The sequence below is a fragment of the Aeromonas caviae genome, assembly GCF_000819785.1.
Lineage (GTDB): Bacteria > Pseudomonadota > Gammaproteobacteria > Enterobacterales > Aeromonadaceae > Aeromonas > Aeromonas caviae.
The window spans coordinates 59,105-76,890 of the sequence record NZ_CDBK01000014.1; the positions used below are offsets into that span (position 1 = coordinate 59,105).

Consider the following 17,786-nt stretch of genomic DNA (forward strand, 5'->3'; position numbering starts at 1 on the left):
GGCTCAGTCGGCGGACGGTGCCGGTTTGACCAGGGAGAGGTAGTTGGCGTCCATCTTGAGGAACACCCCCAGCAGGCGGGCACTGGCACCGTAGAAGCCAAACGTGTCGGCGGCCCGGCAGGCCTGCTCGAAGCGCTCGAACCAGCCCAGCAGGTGACCGTGCAGCAGGGACTCCTGCTCGCCAAGCCACGCCTCGCGCTGGTCGGCGGTGGTTGCCTCGGCGGCGCGGATGATGAGGCTGCCCATCAGATCCAGCTCGATGGCCAGATGATCGGCAGGCTCATTGTACTTGTCGCTGACATTGATGCCGAGGCGATCGAGGCGTGCCTGCATCTCGGTCATGGGGGCCTGCATCAGCTGCTTGCCTTCGCCCCGGTAGAGGGATTCGTAGGGCAGGGCACCCTGCCCGGGAGCGCTCAGGAACAGGCTGGCGAAGTCGGCGGCCAGCGCCGTCTGGCGCTCGGGGCGCACCAGCAGGCGGGCGATGGCGTCGTTGAGCTCGGCCACGGCTTCGCGCATGGGGTCGAGAGTAGAGAGGCTCTTCAAGAAGCTGCGCACGTCATAGGTGTCGTATTCAGCGATCTGTGCATCACTGAGTTCGGCAGCAAACAGGGTGGAGAACCACCAGTAAAGCTCGGCCCGGCGTTCGCTGGTCGCCATGAATTCCTGCATTTTTCCTCCGTGGATGACAATCGGGAGCCTTGATGGCCCCCGATTCTAACGACTTTAAAAATAAAGGAAACTCATGGGGCCCTTTGGCCGGATAGCGCTAGGTGAGAGGGGCGCTATTGCGGGATCGCCGTGGGCGACGAGGAGGCCGACCTACTCCTCGACGCGATAGAGCACCTGCTTGCAACGGGGGCAGATGTGCTGGCGGCGGTAATCCATCTGGTGCACCAGGCCGACCTCCCGCTGCTGATGGTGACCGCAATGGATGCAGAAGATGAGATCCCCGTCGGCGGCGCCGGGATGGGCCGCCAGGTACTGCTCCCGGGTGGGAAGTGTCTCCCAGTTGGCGGTGCAGGCACCCTTGCGGCTGGCGGTGTAGTAGACCCAGTAGAAGAGAGCGAAGACCGCGACAATCACGAACAGCATCAGATGATCCATCATGGCGTTTCCCCTTGTGTTCCGGGATGGCAGGGAGCGACACCCGCTCGTGCAGATGTCCCATGGCCTAAAGATGTTATCTGTTAGTAAATGCTATATCCATGATCTGGCTCTGGTTTCTATAGCCTTGCCCGGGAAGCGGGGACGATCGCTGGAGCCGGATTGCTGGTGTGGGGAGGTCGGGGGGATGAGCGAAGCCAGGGGGCGGGATTCGAAATTTGCGACGTATTTTACATTTTATAAACAATTTTTTGGGTGGTTGGACTGTCTCTTTGATCCAGCTCACGTTACAATGCGCGGGCCCACTTCACCTATCGCGCAAACGATTTTCAGGAGATAAACGGATGTTGAAACGTGACATGACCATCGCCGGCTATGATCCAGAGCTGTGGCAGGCCATCACAGACGAGACCCGTCGTCAGGAAGAGCACATCGAGCTGATTGCGTCCGAGAACTACACCAGCCCCCGCGTCATGGAAGCCCAGGGCTCCCAGTTGACCAACAAGTACGCCGAAGGCTACCCGGCCAAGCGTTACTACGGCGGTTGCGAGTATGTGGATGTGGTTGAAACCCTGGCCATCGAGCGCGCCAAAGAGCTGTTCGGTGCCACCTACGCCAACGTGCAGCCGCACTCCGGCTCCCAGGCCAACAGCGCCGTCTACATGGCCCTGCTGCAACCGGGCGACACCGTGCTCGGCATGAACCTGGCCCACGGCGGTCACTTGACCCACGGCTCCCCCGTCAACTTCTCCGGCAAGCTGTACAACATCATCCCCTACGGCATCGACGAGTCCGGCAAGATCGACTACGACGAGATGGAGCGCCTGGCCGTTGAGCACAAGCCGAAGATGATGATCGGCGGCTTCTCCGCCTACTCCGGCATCGTCGACTGGGCCCGCATGCGCGAAATCGCCGACAAGATCGGTGCTTACCTGTTCGTGGACATGGCCCACGTGGCCGGTCTGATTGCCGCCGGCGTCTACCCGAACCCGGTGCCCCACGCTCACGTGGTCACCTCCACCACCCACAAGACCCTGGCCGGTCCGCGCGGTGGTCTGATCCTCTCCGCCGCGGACGACGAAGATCTGTACAAGAAGCTGAACTCCGCCGTCTTCCCGGGTGGTCAGGGTGGCCCGCTGATGCACGTCATCGCCGGCAAGGCAGTGGCCTTCAAGGAAGCGCTGGAGCCCGAGTTCAAGACCTACCAGGCCCAGGTCGTGAAGAACGCCAAGGCCATGGCGGCGACCTTTATCGAGCGCGGCTACAAGATCGTCTCCGGCGGTACCGACAACCATCTGATGCTGGTTGACCTGATCGGTCGCGAGCTGACCGGCAAAGATGCCGACGCAGCCCTCGGCAAGGCCAACATCACCGTCAACAAGAACTCCGTACCGAACGACCCGCGTTCCCCGTTCGTGACCTCCGGCGTGCGTATCGGCACCCCGGCCATCACCCGCCGCGGCTTCAAGGAAGCCGAGTCCATCCAGTTGGCCAACTGGATCTGCGACGTGCTGGACAGCCACGACAACGAAGAAGTGCTGGCGACCGTGCGCGAGAAGGTGCTGGATATCTGCCGCCGCTTCCCGGTCTACGCATAATCAGCCTGACCTTCAGGTTGAAGACCAATGCCACCCTCGGGTGGCATTGTTTTTTGCAGCGCCTGGCAAGATGAGACAGAGGTGACCATGTGCAATGACATGAAAGAGGACGTGCTGGAGGCGTCACTGCGGCAGACGGTTCGCGCTCAGTACCACTTTCGCGCCAGCGAACAGGGGCTGCTGGCCTGGGATGTGCGCCGCTTGATCCGGCTGAGCCGCAACCTGCCGGTGCAGGCGGTGGCACTCGGCGAGATTGCCGAGCTTGACCGCAACCACTGGTACGGCCATGGCGACGCCACGCCCACGGTGCGCAGCGTGGTGGCGCATTGCCAGCTCATGATGGCGGCGGATCTCGCCTATCCCATCCTGCTGGACAGCGCCGGTCGGGTGATGGATGGCATGCACCGGGTAGGCAAGGCGCTGATGCTGGGCCACAGCCATATCGAGGCGCGTCGTTTTGCTGTGGATCCTGCCCCCGATTACCAGGATTGCGACCCCGAGGCGTTGCCCTATGACGACTGAGTCCTGCCCGAAGGCCTGGCAGGTTGTCCCTTGTTTTCATGGGCTTTTACCGGCTCTGGATGGCCGTGTTACACTGGCCGGCCTAGCGCCAGCCCCCGGGGCCCGCGCCCATTTTCATCCACGCCGGAGGTCAGATGCATTGCCCTTTCTGTAGTGCCGTTGATACCAAGGTGATCGATTCCCGTCTGGTGGCCGAGGGCCATCAGGTGCGCCGCCGTCGCGAATGCCTGCTCTGTCACGAGCGTTTTACTACCTTCGAAATGGCCGAACTGGTCATGCCCCGCGTCATCAAGTCCAACGGCTCCCGCGAGCCCTTCAACGAAGACAAACTGCGGGCCGGCATTCTGCGGGCGCTGGAGAAGCGGCCGGTGAGCATGGAGGCCATCGAGAAGGCGGTCAACCACATCAAGTCCCGCCTGCGGGCCACCGGCGAGCGGGAGGTGGCCTCCCAATTGGTGGGCAATCTGGTGATGGATGAGCTCAAGAGCCTGGACAAGGTGGCCTACATCCGCTTTGCCTCCGTCTACCGCAGCTTTGAAGACATTCGCGAATTCGGGGAAGAGATCGCCAAGCTGGAGAAGTAACGCCGGCCTGCGGCTCCCTATGTGAATAAGAGAGGGCCTGCCGTTGCGGCAGCGCCAGTTGTTACACCAGTGAGACATCTAGATAGCGCATCGTTGCACTGGTGAAAAAGTATGAGGGCGTGCGGCCGCATCCTGCGATGTGTGTGCCCGTCGCCATGGCGTCAGATGCCATGGCCGATCTGCCCGAGAAGGCGTGCGGCAAGCGCGTACACCCTATTTTCTTGTCCCATCGGATGGCCGTGCCACGGGGACAGGTTGCTGGACACAGGAGCCCGGATGTTTAGTCAAGACGATTACCAATGGATGAGCCGGGCCCTCGAACTGGCCCGGCGCGGCCGTTACACCACGGCTCCCAACCCCTGCGTCGGCGCCGTGCTGGTGAAGGCCGGCGTGGTGGTGGGGGAGGGCTGGCACAAGCGGGCCGGTGAGCCCCATGCCGAGGTCTATGCCCTGCACGCGGCAGGGGAAGAGGCCCGCGGTGCCACCGCCTATGTGACCCTGGAGCCCTGCTCCCATCATGGTCGCACGCCCCCCTGCGCCGAAGCGCTCATCAAGGCCGGGGTGACCCGGGTGGTCGCCGCCATGGTGGATCCCAATCCCCAGGTGGGCGGGCGTGGCCTGCGGATGCTCTCCGAGGCGGGGATCAAGACCGATTTCGGCCTGCTGGCCGCAGAAGCCGAGGCCCTCAATCCTGGTTTCTTCAAGCGGATGCGCACCGCGTTCCCGCTGGTGACGGTCAAGCTGGGGGCTAGCCTGGATGGTCGCACCGCCATGGCGAGTGGCGAGAGCCAGTGGATCACCTCTCCGGAGGCGCGCCGGGACGTGCAGCGGCTGCGGGCCCGTCACGATGCGGTGCTCTCCAGCGCCGAAACCGTGCTGGCGGATGGCGCCTCCCTCACCGTGCGCTGGGACGAGCTGCCCCCCTCGGTCAAGGCGGTCTATCCCAAAGAGACCCTGCGCCAGCCGCTGCGGGTCATCGTGGATTCGCAAAACCGGCTCACCCCGGATCTGCCCCTGTTCCAGAGCGAGAGCCCGGTACTGCTGGCCCGCCACAAGGCATCCGGTGAGTGGCCCGCCTGGGTGCAGCAGCTGGAAGTGCCGCTGCTGGATGGCAAGCTGGATCTGGTCAGCCTCTTCATGCTGCTGGCCAAACAGAATGTCAACTCGGTACTGGTGGAGGCGGGGCCGCGGCTATGCGGCGCCCTGCTGGAGAAGGGGCTGGTGGACGAGCTGGTGCTCTATCAGGCGCCCAAACTGATGGGGGATGAGGGGCGCGGCCTGTTCCATCTGCCGGGGCTGACCCGGCTGTTCCAGGCCCCCAAACTCAACCTCAAGGATGTGCGCATGCTTGGCCAGGATATTCGCATCACTGCGAAAATAGCCTGATTTTTCAATGTTCACGGGGGCATCCGTCGCCCCCGTCATCAGCAAGGTGATCTGCATGTTTACCGGAATTATCGAAGCGGTGGGAACCCTGGCCGAGCTGCGTCGCCAGGGGGAGGACATGGCCCTCACCGTGCACGCGCCGACCCTGGACTTCAGTGACGTCAAGCTGGGCGACTCCATCGCCACCAACGGCGTCTGCCTCACCGTGGTGGCGCTCGGGGATCACAGCTATACCGCCGACGTCTCCCTGGAGACCCTCTCCCGCACCGGTTTTTCTGCCGCCAAGGTGGGGGATCCGGTCAACCTCGAAAAGGCGCTGATGCCCACCTCCCGCCTCGGCGGCCACCTGGTCTCCGGCCACGTGGACGGTATCGGCGAGGTGAAGAGCAAATCGTCCAGCGGCCGCGCCATCGAATACTGGATCAAGGCGCCGGGGGAACTCTCCCGCTACATCGCCGAGAAGGGGTCGATTGCGGTGGATGGCATCAGCCTCACCGTCAACGCCGTGCAGGGGGATCTGTTCCGGCTGACCATCGTGCCCCACACCGCCCAGGAGACCACCATCGCCCGCTGGAAACCCGGCTACCGGGTCAACCTCGAGGTGGACCAGATAGCCCGCTATCTGGAGCGGCTGATGACGGGCAAGCGCGAGCAGAGCAGTGCCTCTACCCTGACCCTGGAGAAGCTGGCCCAGTCCGGATTCTTGTGAGCCGTTTTGACGGGAAAACGCGGTTCTGTGATCCCGCGCGGATTGAAACGGGGCCGCGTGCCCCCATCTAGAGCACAATACGCAGTATCAAGTCGAGCCGACTGGCTCAATCCCCAAGCATGTTGATGGAGTAGCCCATGGCGCTGAGCACGACCCAGGAAATCATTGCCGATATCAAGGCTGGCAAGATGGTGATCCTGATGGATGACGAAGACAGGGAGAACGAAGGGGACCTGATCATGGCCGCCTCCTGTGTCCGCCCGGAAGACATCAACTTCATGGCGCGCTACGGTCGTGGCCTCATCTGCCTGACCCTGACCCGGGATCGCTGCAAGCAGCTGGCGCTGCCGCTGATGGTCGATCGCAACAATGCCCAGTTCTCCACCGCCTTCACCGTCTCCATCGAGGCGGCGGAAGGGGTGACCACCGGCATCTCCGCCGCCGACCGCGCCGTCACCGTGCAGGCCGCGGTGGCGCCCCATGCCAAGGCCGCCGATCTGGTGCAGCCCGGCCACATCTTCCCGCTGATGGCGCAGGATGGCGGTGTGCTGACCCGCGCCGGCCACACCGAAGCGGGCTGTGATCTGGCCCGGCTGGCCGGCTTCGAGCCAGCCTCCGTCATCGTCGAGATCCTCAACGAAGACGGCACCATGGCCCGGCGCCCGGATCTCGAGATCTTTGCCGAGCAGCACGGCATCAAGCTCGGCACCATTGCCGACCTTATCGAATACCGCAACCAGCACGAGACCACGGTAGAGAAGGTGGCCGAGTGCAAGTTGCCCACCGAATATGGCGAGTTCGACCTCGTCACCTTCCGCGACACCATCGACAACCAGGTGCACTTCGCCCTGAAGAAAGGGGACGTGAAGGCCGACCAGCCGACCCTGGTACGGGTGCACCTGCACGACGTGCTGAGCGATCTGCTGCTCACCGACCGCCACAGCGCCCGCAGCTGGCCGCTGCCCAAATCCATGGCCCGCATCGCCGACGAGGGCGGGGTGCTGGTGATCCTGGGGGCGGAAGCCCATGGCGCCGAGCTGCTGGCCCGGGTCAAGGGTTTTGAAGCCGCCGACAAGGGGCTGGCACCGGAAGGGGCCAAGTGGCAGGGCACCTCGCGCCGGGTCGGGGTCGGTTCCCAGATCCTCAAGGCGCTGGGGGTCGGCAAGATGCGCTTGTTGAGCTCTCCCAAGAAGTACCATGCCCTCGGTGGCTTTGGTCTGGAAGTGGTGGAGTACGTCGGCGAGTAAGCGCTGCGTACGGTTGAATTCATCACCATGGCCGCCCGTTGCGGCCATGGTTTTTTGTCGCGGCTCTGTTGTGCTAGAATGCGTGCACTTTTGAGCCCGGCCCCTAATTGATTGCACAGAGACAGGATTTCCAATGAAGATTATCGAAGGAAATATCGCCGCTCCCGAGGCGCGTGTTGCTATTGTCGTTGCCCGTTTCAACAGCTTCATCAATGACAGCCTGGTGAACGGCGCGCTGGACGTGCTGAAGCGTCAAGGTCAGGTCCAGGAGAGCAATCTGACCCTGGTGCGCGTACCGGGGGCCGTCGAAATTCCCCTGGCGGCCAAGAAGCTGGCCAAGAGCGGTCAATACGACGCCATCGTCGCACTCGGCACCGTCATCCGCGGCGGTACCTACCACTTCGAACTGGTAGCGAGCGAGAACGGCAAGGGTCTGGCCCAGGTAATGATGGAATACGACATTCCCGTTGCCTTCGGCGTGCTGACCACCGAAAACATTGAACAAGCCATCGAACGCGCCGGTACCAAGGCGGGTAACAAGGGTGCAGAGGCTGCACTGAGCGCGCTCGAAATGATCAACGTCCTGAAACAACTGGACGTGTAACGAGGAGAAATGCATTGAAACCGTCCGAGCGCCGTAAGGCCCGCCATTGCGCCACCCAGGCCATCTACCAGTGGCAGATGACCCAGGCCAACGTGGGCGACATCGAAGAGCAGTTCAAGATCGATCAGGACACCAAGGGTGTGGACCTGAACTATTTCCGCGATCTGCTGTTCGGGGTTGCGGTCCACTGCAACGAGCTGGACAAGGTGTTCGCGCCTTTCCTCTCCCGTCCGCTGGAAGAAGTGGACATGGTGGACAAGGCGATCCTGCGTCTGGCGACCTACGAGCTGACCCGTCGTGAAGATGTGCCGCCGCGCGTGGTGATCAACGAAGCGATCGAGCTGGCCAAAGCCTTCGCCGCCGATGACAGCCACAAGTTTGTCAACGGCGTCCTGGACAAGGTGATCAAGACGCTGCCCAAGCGCTGATCCTGCTGTCCGTCAGCAATTAAGAGAGGAGCCAGCTTATTGCTGGCTTTTTACTGTATGGGTGAATTTGAGCTGATTGAGAAGTACTTCAAGGTCCCCCACGCCCGCAAGGACGTGGTGATGGGCCCTGGAGATGACTGTGCCCTGCTGACCCTGCCCCCCGACGCCCAGTTGGCGGTGAGCACGGACACCCTGGTGAGCGGCGTGCACTTCTTCCCCGACATGGATCCGGTGGATCTCGGCTACAAGGCGCTGGCGGTCAATCTCTCCGATCTGGCCGCCATGGGTGCCGAGCCGCGCTGGGTCTCCCTGGCCCTGACCCTGCCCGCCATCAACGAGCGCTGGGTCGCCGGTTTCGCCGAAGGGTTCCTCGAGCTCGCCGAGTACTACAACGTGGCGCTGGTGGGGGGAGACATGACCCGCGGGCCCCTCTCCATCACCGTCTCGGTGAAAGGATCGGTCCCGGCAGGTCGCGCCCTGATGCGCAGCGGCGCCAAGGCCGGTGACGGGGTCTACGTGACCGGCACCCTGGGAGATGCCGCCCTGGCGCTCTCCCACCTGCTGGGCAAGCGCACCCTCAACGAGAACCAGTTGGCGGCCGTGTTGCCGCGCCTCGACCATCCCCATCCCCGCATCCTGGCCGGTCAGGCCCTGCGCGGGCTGGCAAGCAGCGCCCTGGATCTCTCAGACGGCCTGGCGTCCGATCTCGGCCACATCCTCAAGGCGTCCGGCGTGCGGGCCCAGATCGATCTCAATCTGCTGCCCCTCTCCCCCGTGTTGCAGGATGCGGTGCCGGCCATGGATGCCTGGCAACTTGCTCTGGCCGGGGGCGACGACTACGAGCTCTGCTTCACCGTGCCCCAGGAGCATCACGGTGCCCTGGACACGGCACTGGCCAATTGTGGCGTGAAGTTCACCCGCATCGGTCGCATCCTGGCCGGGGAGCCTGGCATCGACTATCTGCAGGACGAGCAACCCGTCGAACTGCACCTCAAGGGCTGGGATCACTTCGCATGATGTCTTTCAAGATAAAGCCCGAACTGACGCGGCTGAACCTTAAAAACCCGCTCCACTTCCTGGCGGTGGGCTTTGGCTCCGGCCTCTCCCCCAAGGCGCCGGGCACCATGGGGACCCTGGCAGCCATCCCGCTCTATCTGTTGGTGAGCGGGCTGCCGACCTCCTGGTTCATCGCCCTGCTGGTGGTGGGTTTCGTGGCGGGCATCCGCATCTGCCAGAGCGCCACCGACGCCATCGGGATGCCGGATCACGGGGCCATCGTCTGGGACGAGGTCATCGGATTCGGGGTCACCATGATTGCGGCCCCGGCCGGCTGGGAGTGGGTGCTGGCGGGCTTCGTGCTGTTTCGCCTGTTCGACGTGCTCAAGCCCTGGCCCATCTCCTGGTTCGATCGCCGCATTCACGGCGGGCTTGGCATCATGCTGGACGATCTCATTGCCGGCCTGTTCGCCCTGGCCTGCATGCAACTGCTTGCCCACTGGTGAGGGGAGGCGGCATCTGAACGCCCTCTCGCTGTTTTTCACTCCTCTCCTCTTGCAAAGAGGCCGGATATACCGCACACGCAGGCCCTGAGGGGCCTGCGTTTTTTTGTATGCAATCCCTCCCGGCTTGCCGTGCCGGCGGGCCTGTGGCCCAGGTTGATCCTTCTGCATTGTCCCTATTTAGCTCTGCCTATTTTTCCTTACTCCGGATATGCTGCCGTCAAAAAATCATTTCACATAAATATTCACTACTCATTCGAAGCTGGTCAGCATAATGCTGATAGTGAATAAGATGGTTTGTTGCTATTTTGTTGAAACATAATTGGTTGATGGTCTCGCATTGCCAGCGTAATCTCTGGTAATGTGACTTTTATCGACATTTTAACCCCAGGGTGCCGGCATTCTCTGGGCAAAGTATTGCGAAATTGTATAACTGGATCATTTACACCCGCGGGCAAACCGACTAACTTACTCGCGGGTTATTCCAAAAAAATGCAAAAAACCCGCCCGGATCGCTGGTTTGGCTGCCTCATGGATTGAGCGTTAATTACACAACAACGGCTCTCGAGCAGTACCAAGGCACAACCAGCATCTGCGGCTGATTTACGGACGAATTATTTGGGACGGATGTCCCCCGCAGAGGTAACCATGTCCTTGCTTGAAGTCAAAAACTTGCGGATCGAGTACCCCTCCCGCTACGGGGTGCTTGCCGCGGTCAAGGATCTCTCTTTTTCTGTTGAAAAGGGCGAGATCGTCGGCGTCGTCGGTGAGTCCGGCGCTGGCAAATCCACTATCGGCAACGCCGTCATCGATCTGTTGAGCCCGCCCGGTCGCATCGCCCGTGGCGATATCTACCTCAACGGCGAGCTCATCTCCGGCAAGAGCCAGAACGAGATGCGGGCCATTCGTGGCTCGCGCATCGGTTTCATCTTCCAGGATCCCATGACCTCCCTCAATCCGCTGTTCACCGTGGAGCAGCAGCTGGTGGAGACCATCCTCGCCAACACCGACCTGTCCCGCGAGGCGGCCTTTGCCAAGGCCCTCGAGCTGATGGGGGCGGTGGGGATCCCGAACCCGGACGTGCGCATCAAGCAGTATCCTCACCAGTTCTCCGGTGGCATGCGCCAGCGGGTGGTGATCGCCATCGCCCTCTCCGGGGATCCCGAGCTCATCATCGCCGATGAGCCGACCACGGCGCTGGACGTCTCCATCCAGGATCAGATCCTCCAGCTCATCCGCAACCTGTGCAAAGAGCGCCAGGTAGGCTGCATGCTGGTGACCCATGACATGGGGGTGGTCTCCAACGTCACCGACAAGGTGGCGGTGATGTACCGCGGCGATCTGGTGGAGTTCGGCACCACCGAACAGGTGCTGGGCCGCCCCAATCACCCCTATACCCGCAGCCTCATCTCGGCGGTGCCCCGCTCGGATGTGAAGCTGGTGCGCTTCCCCCTGGTCTCCTATATCGAGGATGCCGGTGCGGCGGATACCAGCATCGATCTCAAGACCCACTGGCTCGGCCAGAGTCAGGACGAGCGCACCTATGAAGGCGCGCTGTTGCGGGTGGAGAACGTGGATCTGAAGTTCGTCACCAAAGATTCCATCTTCCCGAGCCGCCGCCAGTACGTGCGCGCCTGCAACAACATCAGCTTCGAGATCTTCGAGGGTGAGACCTTCGGTCTGGTGGGGGAGTCGGGCTCCGGCAAATCCACCATCGCCCGTGCCATCACCGGGCTCTATCCGCCCGACACCGGCAAGATTGTCTTCGAGGGGATCGATCTCACCGCCCTGAAAGGGGAGCACGAGCGTCGCCCCCTGCGCCGCCAGATGCAGATGGTGTTCCAGAATCCCTACTCTTCGATGAACCCGCGCATGAAGGTGCGTGACATCATCGCCGAGCCGATCCGCTTCCACCGCCTCGCCGAGAGCGAGCGGCAGATAGAGCAGATCGTCGGGGACCTGCTGGATCATGTGGGCCTGGGCCGCGGCGCCGGGGTCAAGTATCCCCACGAATTCTCCGGTGGTCAGCGCCAGCGCATCTCCATTGCCCGCGCCCTGGCGACCCGCCCGCGCTTCCTCATCTGCGACGAGCCCACCTCGGCGCTGGATGTCTCGGTGCAGGCCCAGATCCTCAACCTGCTCAAAGACTTGCAACAGGAGCTTGGGCTCACCATGCTGTTCATCAGTCACGATCTGCCGGTCATCCGCCAGATGTGCGACCGCATCGGTGTGATGCAGCACGGTCATCTGGTGGAAGTGGCCGAGACCGAGAAACTGTTCACCAATGCCGAGCATGAGTACAGCCGCAAGCTGATCTCCCTCATGCCGGAATTCAAGGGAATGTCCCGCGAGGGGCTGGAAATCGCAAGCTAGGAAAGCACCGGTTCGCCGGTTTGTCTGTCAATAAAAAGCCAAAAGCATGGAGAAAGACATGAAGAAAGGATTATCCAAGATCGCCATGGCGCTGTTCGCCGCTGGTCTCGCGTTCAACGTTTCTGCTGCCGACATCAAGGTCGCCGTCGCGTCCGACGCCACCTCGCTGGACCCGCAGGAGCAGCTCTCCGGTCAGACCCTGGAGATGTCTCACCTGGTGTTCGACCCCCTGATGCGTTACACTCAGGATCTGCAGTTCGAGCCGCGTCTGGCCGAGAAGTATGAGCGCATCGACGACAAGACCGTCCGTTTCCACCTGCGCAAGGGTGTGAAGTTCCACTCCGGCAACGACTTCACCGCCGATGACGTGGTATGGACCGTCAACCGTCTGAAGGCCTCCCCGGACTTCAAGGCGATCTTCGATCCCATCGCCGAAGCCAAGAAGGTGGATGATTTCACCGTGGATCTCGTCACCGCCAAGCCGTTCCCGCTGGTGCTGCAGACCGTCACCTACATCTTCCCGATGGACTCCAAGTTCTATAGCGGCAAGACCGAGGCGGGCAAGGACAAGGCCGAGATCGTGAAGAACGGTGACTCCTTCGCCTCCACCAATGTCTCCGGTACCGGTCCGTTCAGCGTCAAGTTCCGCGAGCAGGGCGTGAAGCTGGAATACGTGCGCAACGCCAACTACTGGGACAAGGCCTCCAAGGGCAACGTCGAGAACCTGACCGTAGTACCGATCAAGGAAGACGCCACCCGTGTTGCAGCCCTGCTGGGCGGCGATGTGGACATGATCTACCCGGTTGCCCCGAACGATCTGGAGCGCGTGAAGAACGGCAAGGATTCCCAGCTGGTCACCCTGTCCGGTACCCGTGCCATCATCATCGAGCTGAACCAGAACACCAACCCGGCGCTGAAAGACAAGCGCGTGCGTCAGGCGATCAACTACGCCATCAACCAGGTGGGCATCGTCGACAAGATCAACAAGGGCTTCGGTACCCCGGCCGGCCAGCTGAGCCCGAAAGGCTATGCAGGCTACAACGAGGCCCTCAAGCCCCAGTATGATCTGGCCAAGGCCAAGGAGCTGATGAAGGAAGCCGGTTACGAGAAGGGCTTCAAGATGAGCTTCATCTCCCCGGCTGCCCGCTACGTCAACGACGTCAAGATTGCCCAGGCCGTCTCCGCCATGCTGTCCAAGATCAACATCAAGGTGGATCTGAAGACCATGCCGGTGGCCCAGTACTGGCCGGAGTTTGACAAGTGCGCCGCTGACATGCAGCTGATCGGCTGGCACTCCGACACCGAAGACAGTGCGAACTTCTTCGAGTTCCTGACCTTCACCAAGGATGCCAAGACCGGCATGGGTCAGTACAACTGCGGCGGTTATGCCAACGCGGAAGCTGACAAGATGGTGATGGAAGCCAACACCGAGACCGATCCTGCCAAGCGTGCCGCCATCCTGCAGAAGGTGGAAGCCATGCTGATCGACGACGCCGCCTATGTGCCGCTGCACTGGGAAGACCTGGCCTATGGCGCCAAGAAGAACGTCGACATCAAGCCGGTGGTCAACGTGATGAACTTCCCTTATCTGGGTGACCTGGTGGTCAACAAGTAAGCGAAGCGCTTAAGGAAGGACCCGGCGGGGCACCCATGGTTGCCCCGCCATTAACAGAAGCCTGTGCCAAGACACAGGCCACGTAGAAGGACAAGCATGTTTACATTCCTGCTGAAACGGTTCTATCAGGCCGTGATAGTGATGTTCGTCATCAGCCTGGTCGCCTTCTCCATCCAGGACAACCTGGGGGATCCGCTGCGCGAGCTGGTGGGACAATCCGTCTCCGAGTCCGTGCGCCAGGAGCTGCGCGACAAGATGGGACTCAATGATCCCTTCCTCGTGAAATACAGCCGCTTCTTGAAAAATGCGGTACACGGGGATCTGGGCACTTCCTATTTCTTCAAGCGACCAGCCCTCGAGGTTATCCTCGACAAGCTGGTGGCTACCCTTGAGCTGGTGTTTGCCGCCGCGCTCATCATCGTCGTGGTCTCCATTCCGCTGGGGGTTTATTCGGCGATAAGACCGCGCAGCATCCTCACCAAGCTCATCATGGCGGTGAGCAGCATCGGCATCTCGATCCCGGTCTTCCTGACCGCCATCATGCTGATGTACCTCTTCTCCATCCAGCTGGGCTGGCTGCCGGCCTATGGCCGTGGCGAGACCTACAACCTGCTGGGCTGGGAGTCGGGCTTCTTCACCTGGGACGGTATCCTGCACCTGGTGCTGCCAGCTGTCTCCCTCTCCTCCATCATGCTGCCGCTGTTCATCCGGCTGGTGCGCTCGGAGATGCTGGAGCAGCTCTCCTCCGAGTACGTCAAGTTTGCCCGTGCCAAGGGGCTGGACAACAACAAGGTCTACTACCAGCACGCCCTGAAGAACACCATGCTGCCGGTCATCACGGTGGGCGGTGTGCAGATCGGAACCATGGTGGCCTACACCATCCTGACCGAGAGCGTGTTCCAGTGGCCGGGGACCGGCTTCCTCTTCCTTGAGGCGATCCACCGGGTCGATACGCCGCTGATCACCGCCTATGTCATCTTCGTCGGCCTCATTTTCGTGGTGACCAATACCCTGGTCGACCTGCTCTACGGGTTGATCAACCCGACCGTCAACCTGACCGCCAAGGGGTAACAGATGACTAATGCTGTAACTGCAAGCCCAAGCCGTTGGGCACGCTTTAAAAATTCCGACATCGTCTACTACTTCCTGCGGGACAAGGTAGCCATGTTCAGCTTTGCGGTGTTTGTGGTCTTCGTGCTGGCGGCTCTGCTGGCACCCTGGATCGCACCGCACAACGTCTATGACCAGACCAGCTTCGATCTGATGGATGCGGAGCTGCCCCCCTCCTGGCTGGAAGGGGGCGAGGCCCGCTTCTGGCTCGGGACCGACAACCAGGGACGCGACATCTGGAGCACCATCCTCTATGGCGCCCGCATCTCGCTGACCATTGGTCTGTTCGCGGTGGGGCTGCAGCTGGTGCTCGGTATCGTCATCGGTCTGATGGCCGGCTACTTTGGTGGTCGCATCGACAACCTGCTGATGCGCTTTGCCGATGTGCAGCTGTCGTTCTCCACCATGATGGTGGCGATCATCATCTCCGCCATCTTCCAGGCGACCTTTGGCTCCGAGTTCTACTCGAAGTTCGCCATCCTGATGCTGGTGGTGATCATCGGTATCGCCGAGTGGCCCCAGTATGCCCGGACGGTGCGCGCCTCCGTGCTGGCGGAGAAGAAGAAGGAGTATGTGGAAGCGGCTCAGGTGATGGGGTTCCGCGCCCCGCGCATCATGTTCCGCCACATTCTGCCGAACTGCCTGTCCCCCATCCTGGTCATCTCCACCGTGCAGGTGGCGAACGCCATCATGAGCGAGGCGGCCCTCTCCTTCCTGGGTCTGGGGATGCCCGTTGATCAACCGTCCCTGGGGTCGCTCATCAGCGTGGGCTTCAACTACATCTTCTCCGGCTCCTGGTGGATCACCGCCTTCCCGGGCCTCTGCCTGGTGGTGCTGGTGCTGGTGATCAACCTGCTGGGTGACTGGCTGCGGGATGTGTTCAACCCGAAGATCTACAAGGGCTGATAAACCTCTCCACGAACTGGCTGCGAGGCCGTGATCAAGGTTCATGTGCTGCTCGCTTATGTGGAACCAAGGAGTGCTCATGTATGTCTCGGTTCCTGAGCGGTTTGTAACCTTGTTGACGGCCTTCTCGCGACAGTGTGTGAGCAGGGTTGGTCTGGCACAGTGAATAACAAAAAAGGGCGCCATCAGGCGCCCTTTTTTATTGCTTGCGATAACCTTTGTCAGGCCTGCAGCCAGCTCTCGATGCGGGTCTGAATGCCCACGCTGTCCAGCCCCAGCAGGGCGTAGATCTCATCCTGGGTGCCCTGTTCGATGAAGCGATCCGGCAGGCCGAGGTTGAGCACCGGTTTGCACTGCTTGCAGCCCATCAGCAGCTCGTTCACCGCAGAGCCTGCACCGCCCATGACGGCGTTGTCCTCGAGGGTGACGAACTGATCGTGGGAGGCGGCCAGGGAGAGCACCAGCGCCTCGTCCATGGGTTTGACGAAGCGCATGTCCACCAGGGTGGCATCGAGCGCCTCTGCGGCTGCTCTGGCCTGTTGCAGCAGGGTGCCGAACGCCAGGATGGCGGTCCCCTTGCCCTCACGAACGACACGTCCCTTGCCGAGGGGCAGGGCCTGCATCTCGCTCTCGGCCTGGATGCCGGTGCCGCTGCCACGAGGGTAGCGCACCGCCGCTGGCCCGTTGCACAGATAGCCGGTGTAGAGCATCTGGCGGCACTCGTTCTCGTCGGACGGGGTCATCACCACCATGTTGGGCACGGTGCGCAGGAAGCTGATGTCGAACGCCCCTTGATGGGTCGGGCCGTCGGCCCCCACCAGACCGGCCCGGTCGATGGCGAACAGCACCGGCAGGTTCTGCAGCGCCACGTCGTGGATCAGCTGGTCATAGGCCCGCTGCAGGAAGCTCGAATAGATGGCGACCACGGGTTTCTGGTCGGCGATGGCGAGACCGGCGGCGAAGGTGACCGCATGTTGCTCGGCGATGGCCACGTCGAAGTAGCGATCCGGATATTGCTGGCTGAATTTCACCAGACCGGAACCTTCGCGCATGGCGGGGGTGATGCCGACCACTCGTTCGTCCTTGGCGGCGATATCGCACAGCCACTGACCGAAGATGGCGGAGAAGGTGGGTTTGCCACCGGCGCTCTTGGGCAGGGCACAGTCATCCGGGTTGAATTTGGGGACGGCGTGATAACCGATGGGATCTTTTTCCGCCGGCTCGTAGCCCTTGCCCTTCTTGGTCTTGACGTGCAGCAGCTGGGGACCCTTGAGGTTGCGCATGTTGCGCAGGGTTTCGACCAGGGCATGGATGTCGTGACCGTCGATGGGGCCGATGTAGTTGAAGCCGAACTCCTCGAACAGAGTGCCGGGCACCACCATGCCCTTGAGGTGCTCCTCGGCCCGCTTGGCGAGCTCCTTGACCGGCGGCAGACCCGCCAGCACCTTCTTGCCCCCCTCGCGAATGGTGGTGTAGAGCTTGCCGGACATCAGCCTGGCGAGGTGATTGTTCAGGGCTCCCACGTTCTCGGAGATGGACATCTCGTTGTCGTTGAGCACCACCAGCATGTCCTTGTGGACGTCGCCGGCGTGATTGAGGGCCTCGAAGGCCATGCCGGCGGTGATGGCGCCATCACCGATGACCGCGACCACCTTGCGGCCAAGCCCTTCGCTTTCGGCCGCCACCGCCATGCCGAGCGCTGCCCCGATGGAGGTGCTGGAGTGGCCCACGCTGAGCACGTCGTACTCGCTCTCTTCCCGCCAGGGGAAGGGGTGCAGTCCATCTTTCTGGCGAATGGTGTGAATGCGCTCCCGTCGTCCGGTCAGGATCTTGTGGGGATAGGCCTGGTGGCCCACGTCCCACACCAGCCGATCGAAGGGGGTGTTGTAGACATAGTGCAGGGCAACCGTCAGCTCGACGGTGCCAAGGCCGGAGGCGAAGTGGCCGCTGGAGCGGCTCACCGAGCGCAGCAGATACTCGCGCAGCTCGTTGCACACCACGGGCAGCCGCTCGAAGGGGAGGGATCGCAAATCGACCGGCGTGTCTGCGAGGGCCAGGTTGGGGAAATCGCTAATATCAACGCTCATATTGTTACTGT

The 17,786-nt window shown here is 61.9% G+C and carries 17 protein-coding genes; 14 read left to right on the forward strand and 3 right to left on the reverse strand.

The features are described 5' to 3' along the window. Nucleotides 1–3: 3 nt before the first annotated feature. Both torD and BN1120_RS01580 read right to left on the reverse strand, forming a co-directional pair. Complete coding sequence (gene torD / locus BN1120_RS01575) at nucleotides 4–672, reverse strand: molecular chaperone TorD (RefSeq protein WP_042014462.1); 669 nt, start codon at nucleotides 670–672, stop codon at nucleotides 4–6. Nucleotides 673–822: 150 nt separating this feature from the next. Then, complete coding sequence (locus BN1120_RS01580) at nucleotides 823–1,110, reverse strand: hypothetical protein (RefSeq protein WP_010675399.1); 288 nt, start codon at nucleotides 1,108–1,110, stop codon at nucleotides 823–825. A 341-nt stretch (nucleotides 1,111–1,451) separates the two neighbouring features. On the opposite strand from BN1120_RS01580, the gene glyA reads away from it, so the two are divergent. From glyA to BN1120_RS01655, 14 genes are all read left to right on the forward strand, one after another. Next, the gene (gene glyA, locus BN1120_RS01590; protein ID WP_010675397.1) at nucleotides 1,452–2,705 is read left to right on the forward strand and encodes a serine hydroxymethyltransferase; all 1,254 of its coding nucleotides are present in this window, start codon (nucleotides 1,452–1,454) and stop codon (nucleotides 2,703–2,705) included. An 87-nt stretch (nucleotides 2,706–2,792) separates the two neighbouring features. Then, a complete protein-coding gene (locus BN1120_RS01595; RefSeq protein WP_042014553.1) occupies nucleotides 2,793–3,227 on the forward strand; it encodes a hypothetical protein in 435 nt (144 codons plus the stop codon). 134 nt (nucleotides 3,228–3,361) lie between these two features. Further along, nucleotides 3,362–3,811 (forward strand): transcriptional regulator NrdR, encoded by a 450-nt coding sequence (nrdR, locus tag BN1120_RS01600; protein WP_010675395.1) that lies wholly within the window; start codon nucleotides 3,362–3,364, stop codon nucleotides 3,809–3,811. Between the two features lie 276 nt (nucleotides 3,812–4,087). Continuing rightward, nucleotides 4,088–5,197 carry a bifunctional diaminohydroxyphosphoribosylaminopyrimidine deaminase/5-amino-6-(5-phosphoribosylamino)uracil reductase RibD gene (gene ribD / locus BN1120_RS01605; RefSeq protein ID WP_039040300.1) on the forward strand — a complete coding sequence of 370 codons (1,110 nt, stop codon included), beginning with the start codon at nucleotides 4,088–4,090 and terminating at the stop codon, nucleotides 5,195–5,197. Between the two features lie 55 nt (nucleotides 5,198–5,252). After that, complete coding sequence (locus tag BN1120_RS01610) at nucleotides 5,253–5,906, forward strand: riboflavin synthase (protein ID WP_041212973.1); 654 nt, start codon at nucleotides 5,253–5,255, stop codon at nucleotides 5,904–5,906. A 137-nt stretch (nucleotides 5,907–6,043) separates the two neighbouring features. Continuing rightward, on the forward strand, nucleotides 6,044–7,153 hold the full coding sequence (ribBA, locus tag BN1120_RS01615; RefSeq protein WP_039040299.1) for a bifunctional 3,4-dihydroxy-2-butanone-4-phosphate synthase/GTP cyclohydrolase II: 1,110 nt from the start codon (nucleotides 6,044–6,046) through the stop codon (nucleotides 7,151–7,153). Between the two features lie 133 nt (nucleotides 7,154–7,286). Continuing rightward, complete coding sequence (gene ribH, locus BN1120_RS01620; RefSeq protein ID WP_010675391.1) at nucleotides 7,287–7,757, forward strand: 6,7-dimethyl-8-ribityllumazine synthase; 471 nt, start codon at nucleotides 7,287–7,289, stop codon at nucleotides 7,755–7,757. A gap of 14 nt (nucleotides 7,758–7,771) precedes the next feature. After that, nucleotides 7,772–8,185 carry a transcription antitermination factor NusB gene (gene nusB / locus BN1120_RS01625; protein ID WP_010675390.1) on the forward strand — a complete coding sequence of 138 codons (414 nt, stop codon included), beginning with the start codon at nucleotides 7,772–7,774 and terminating at the stop codon, nucleotides 8,183–8,185. Between the two features lie 57 nt (nucleotides 8,186–8,242). Continuing rightward, nucleotides 8,243–9,202 (forward strand): thiamine-phosphate kinase, encoded by a 960-nt coding sequence (thiL, locus tag BN1120_RS01630; RefSeq protein WP_039040298.1) that lies wholly within the window; start codon nucleotides 8,243–8,245, stop codon nucleotides 9,200–9,202. Then, nucleotides 9,199–9,687 (forward strand): phosphatidylglycerophosphatase A family protein, encoded by a 489-nt coding sequence (locus BN1120_RS01635; RefSeq protein ID WP_010675388.1) that lies wholly within the window; start codon nucleotides 9,199–9,201, stop codon nucleotides 9,685–9,687. Before thiL ends, BN1120_RS01635 begins: the two co-directional genes overlap by 4 nt. 645 nt (nucleotides 9,688–10,332) lie before the next feature. Further along, nucleotides 10,333–12,057 (forward strand): dipeptide ABC transporter ATP-binding protein, encoded by a 1,725-nt coding sequence (locus tag BN1120_RS01640; RefSeq protein ID WP_010675387.1) that lies wholly within the window; start codon nucleotides 10,333–10,335, stop codon nucleotides 12,055–12,057. A 58-nt stretch (nucleotides 12,058–12,115) separates the two neighbouring features. Next, on the forward strand, nucleotides 12,116–13,672 hold the full coding sequence (locus BN1120_RS01645) for an ABC transporter substrate-binding protein (protein WP_010675386.1): 1,557 nt from the start codon (nucleotides 12,116–12,118) through the stop codon (nucleotides 13,670–13,672). Between the two features lie 96 nt (nucleotides 13,673–13,768). Beyond that, nucleotides 13,769–14,743 (forward strand): ABC transporter permease, encoded by a 975-nt coding sequence (locus BN1120_RS01650; RefSeq protein WP_042014465.1) that lies wholly within the window; start codon nucleotides 13,769–13,771, stop codon nucleotides 14,741–14,743. A gap of 3 nt (nucleotides 14,744–14,746) precedes the next feature. Further along, on the forward strand, nucleotides 14,747–15,688 hold the full coding sequence (locus BN1120_RS01655; RefSeq protein ID WP_029314771.1) for an ABC transporter permease: 942 nt from the start codon (nucleotides 14,747–14,749) through the stop codon (nucleotides 15,686–15,688). 221 nt (nucleotides 15,689–15,909) lie between these two features. Here the strand turns inward: BN1120_RS01655 and dxs are convergent, their stop codons facing one another. Further along, complete coding sequence (dxs, locus tag BN1120_RS01660) at nucleotides 15,910–17,775, reverse strand: 1-deoxy-D-xylulose-5-phosphate synthase (protein ID WP_042014466.1); 1,866 nt, start codon at nucleotides 17,773–17,775, stop codon at nucleotides 15,910–15,912. Between the last annotated feature and the right edge of the window lie 11 nt (nucleotides 17,776–17,786).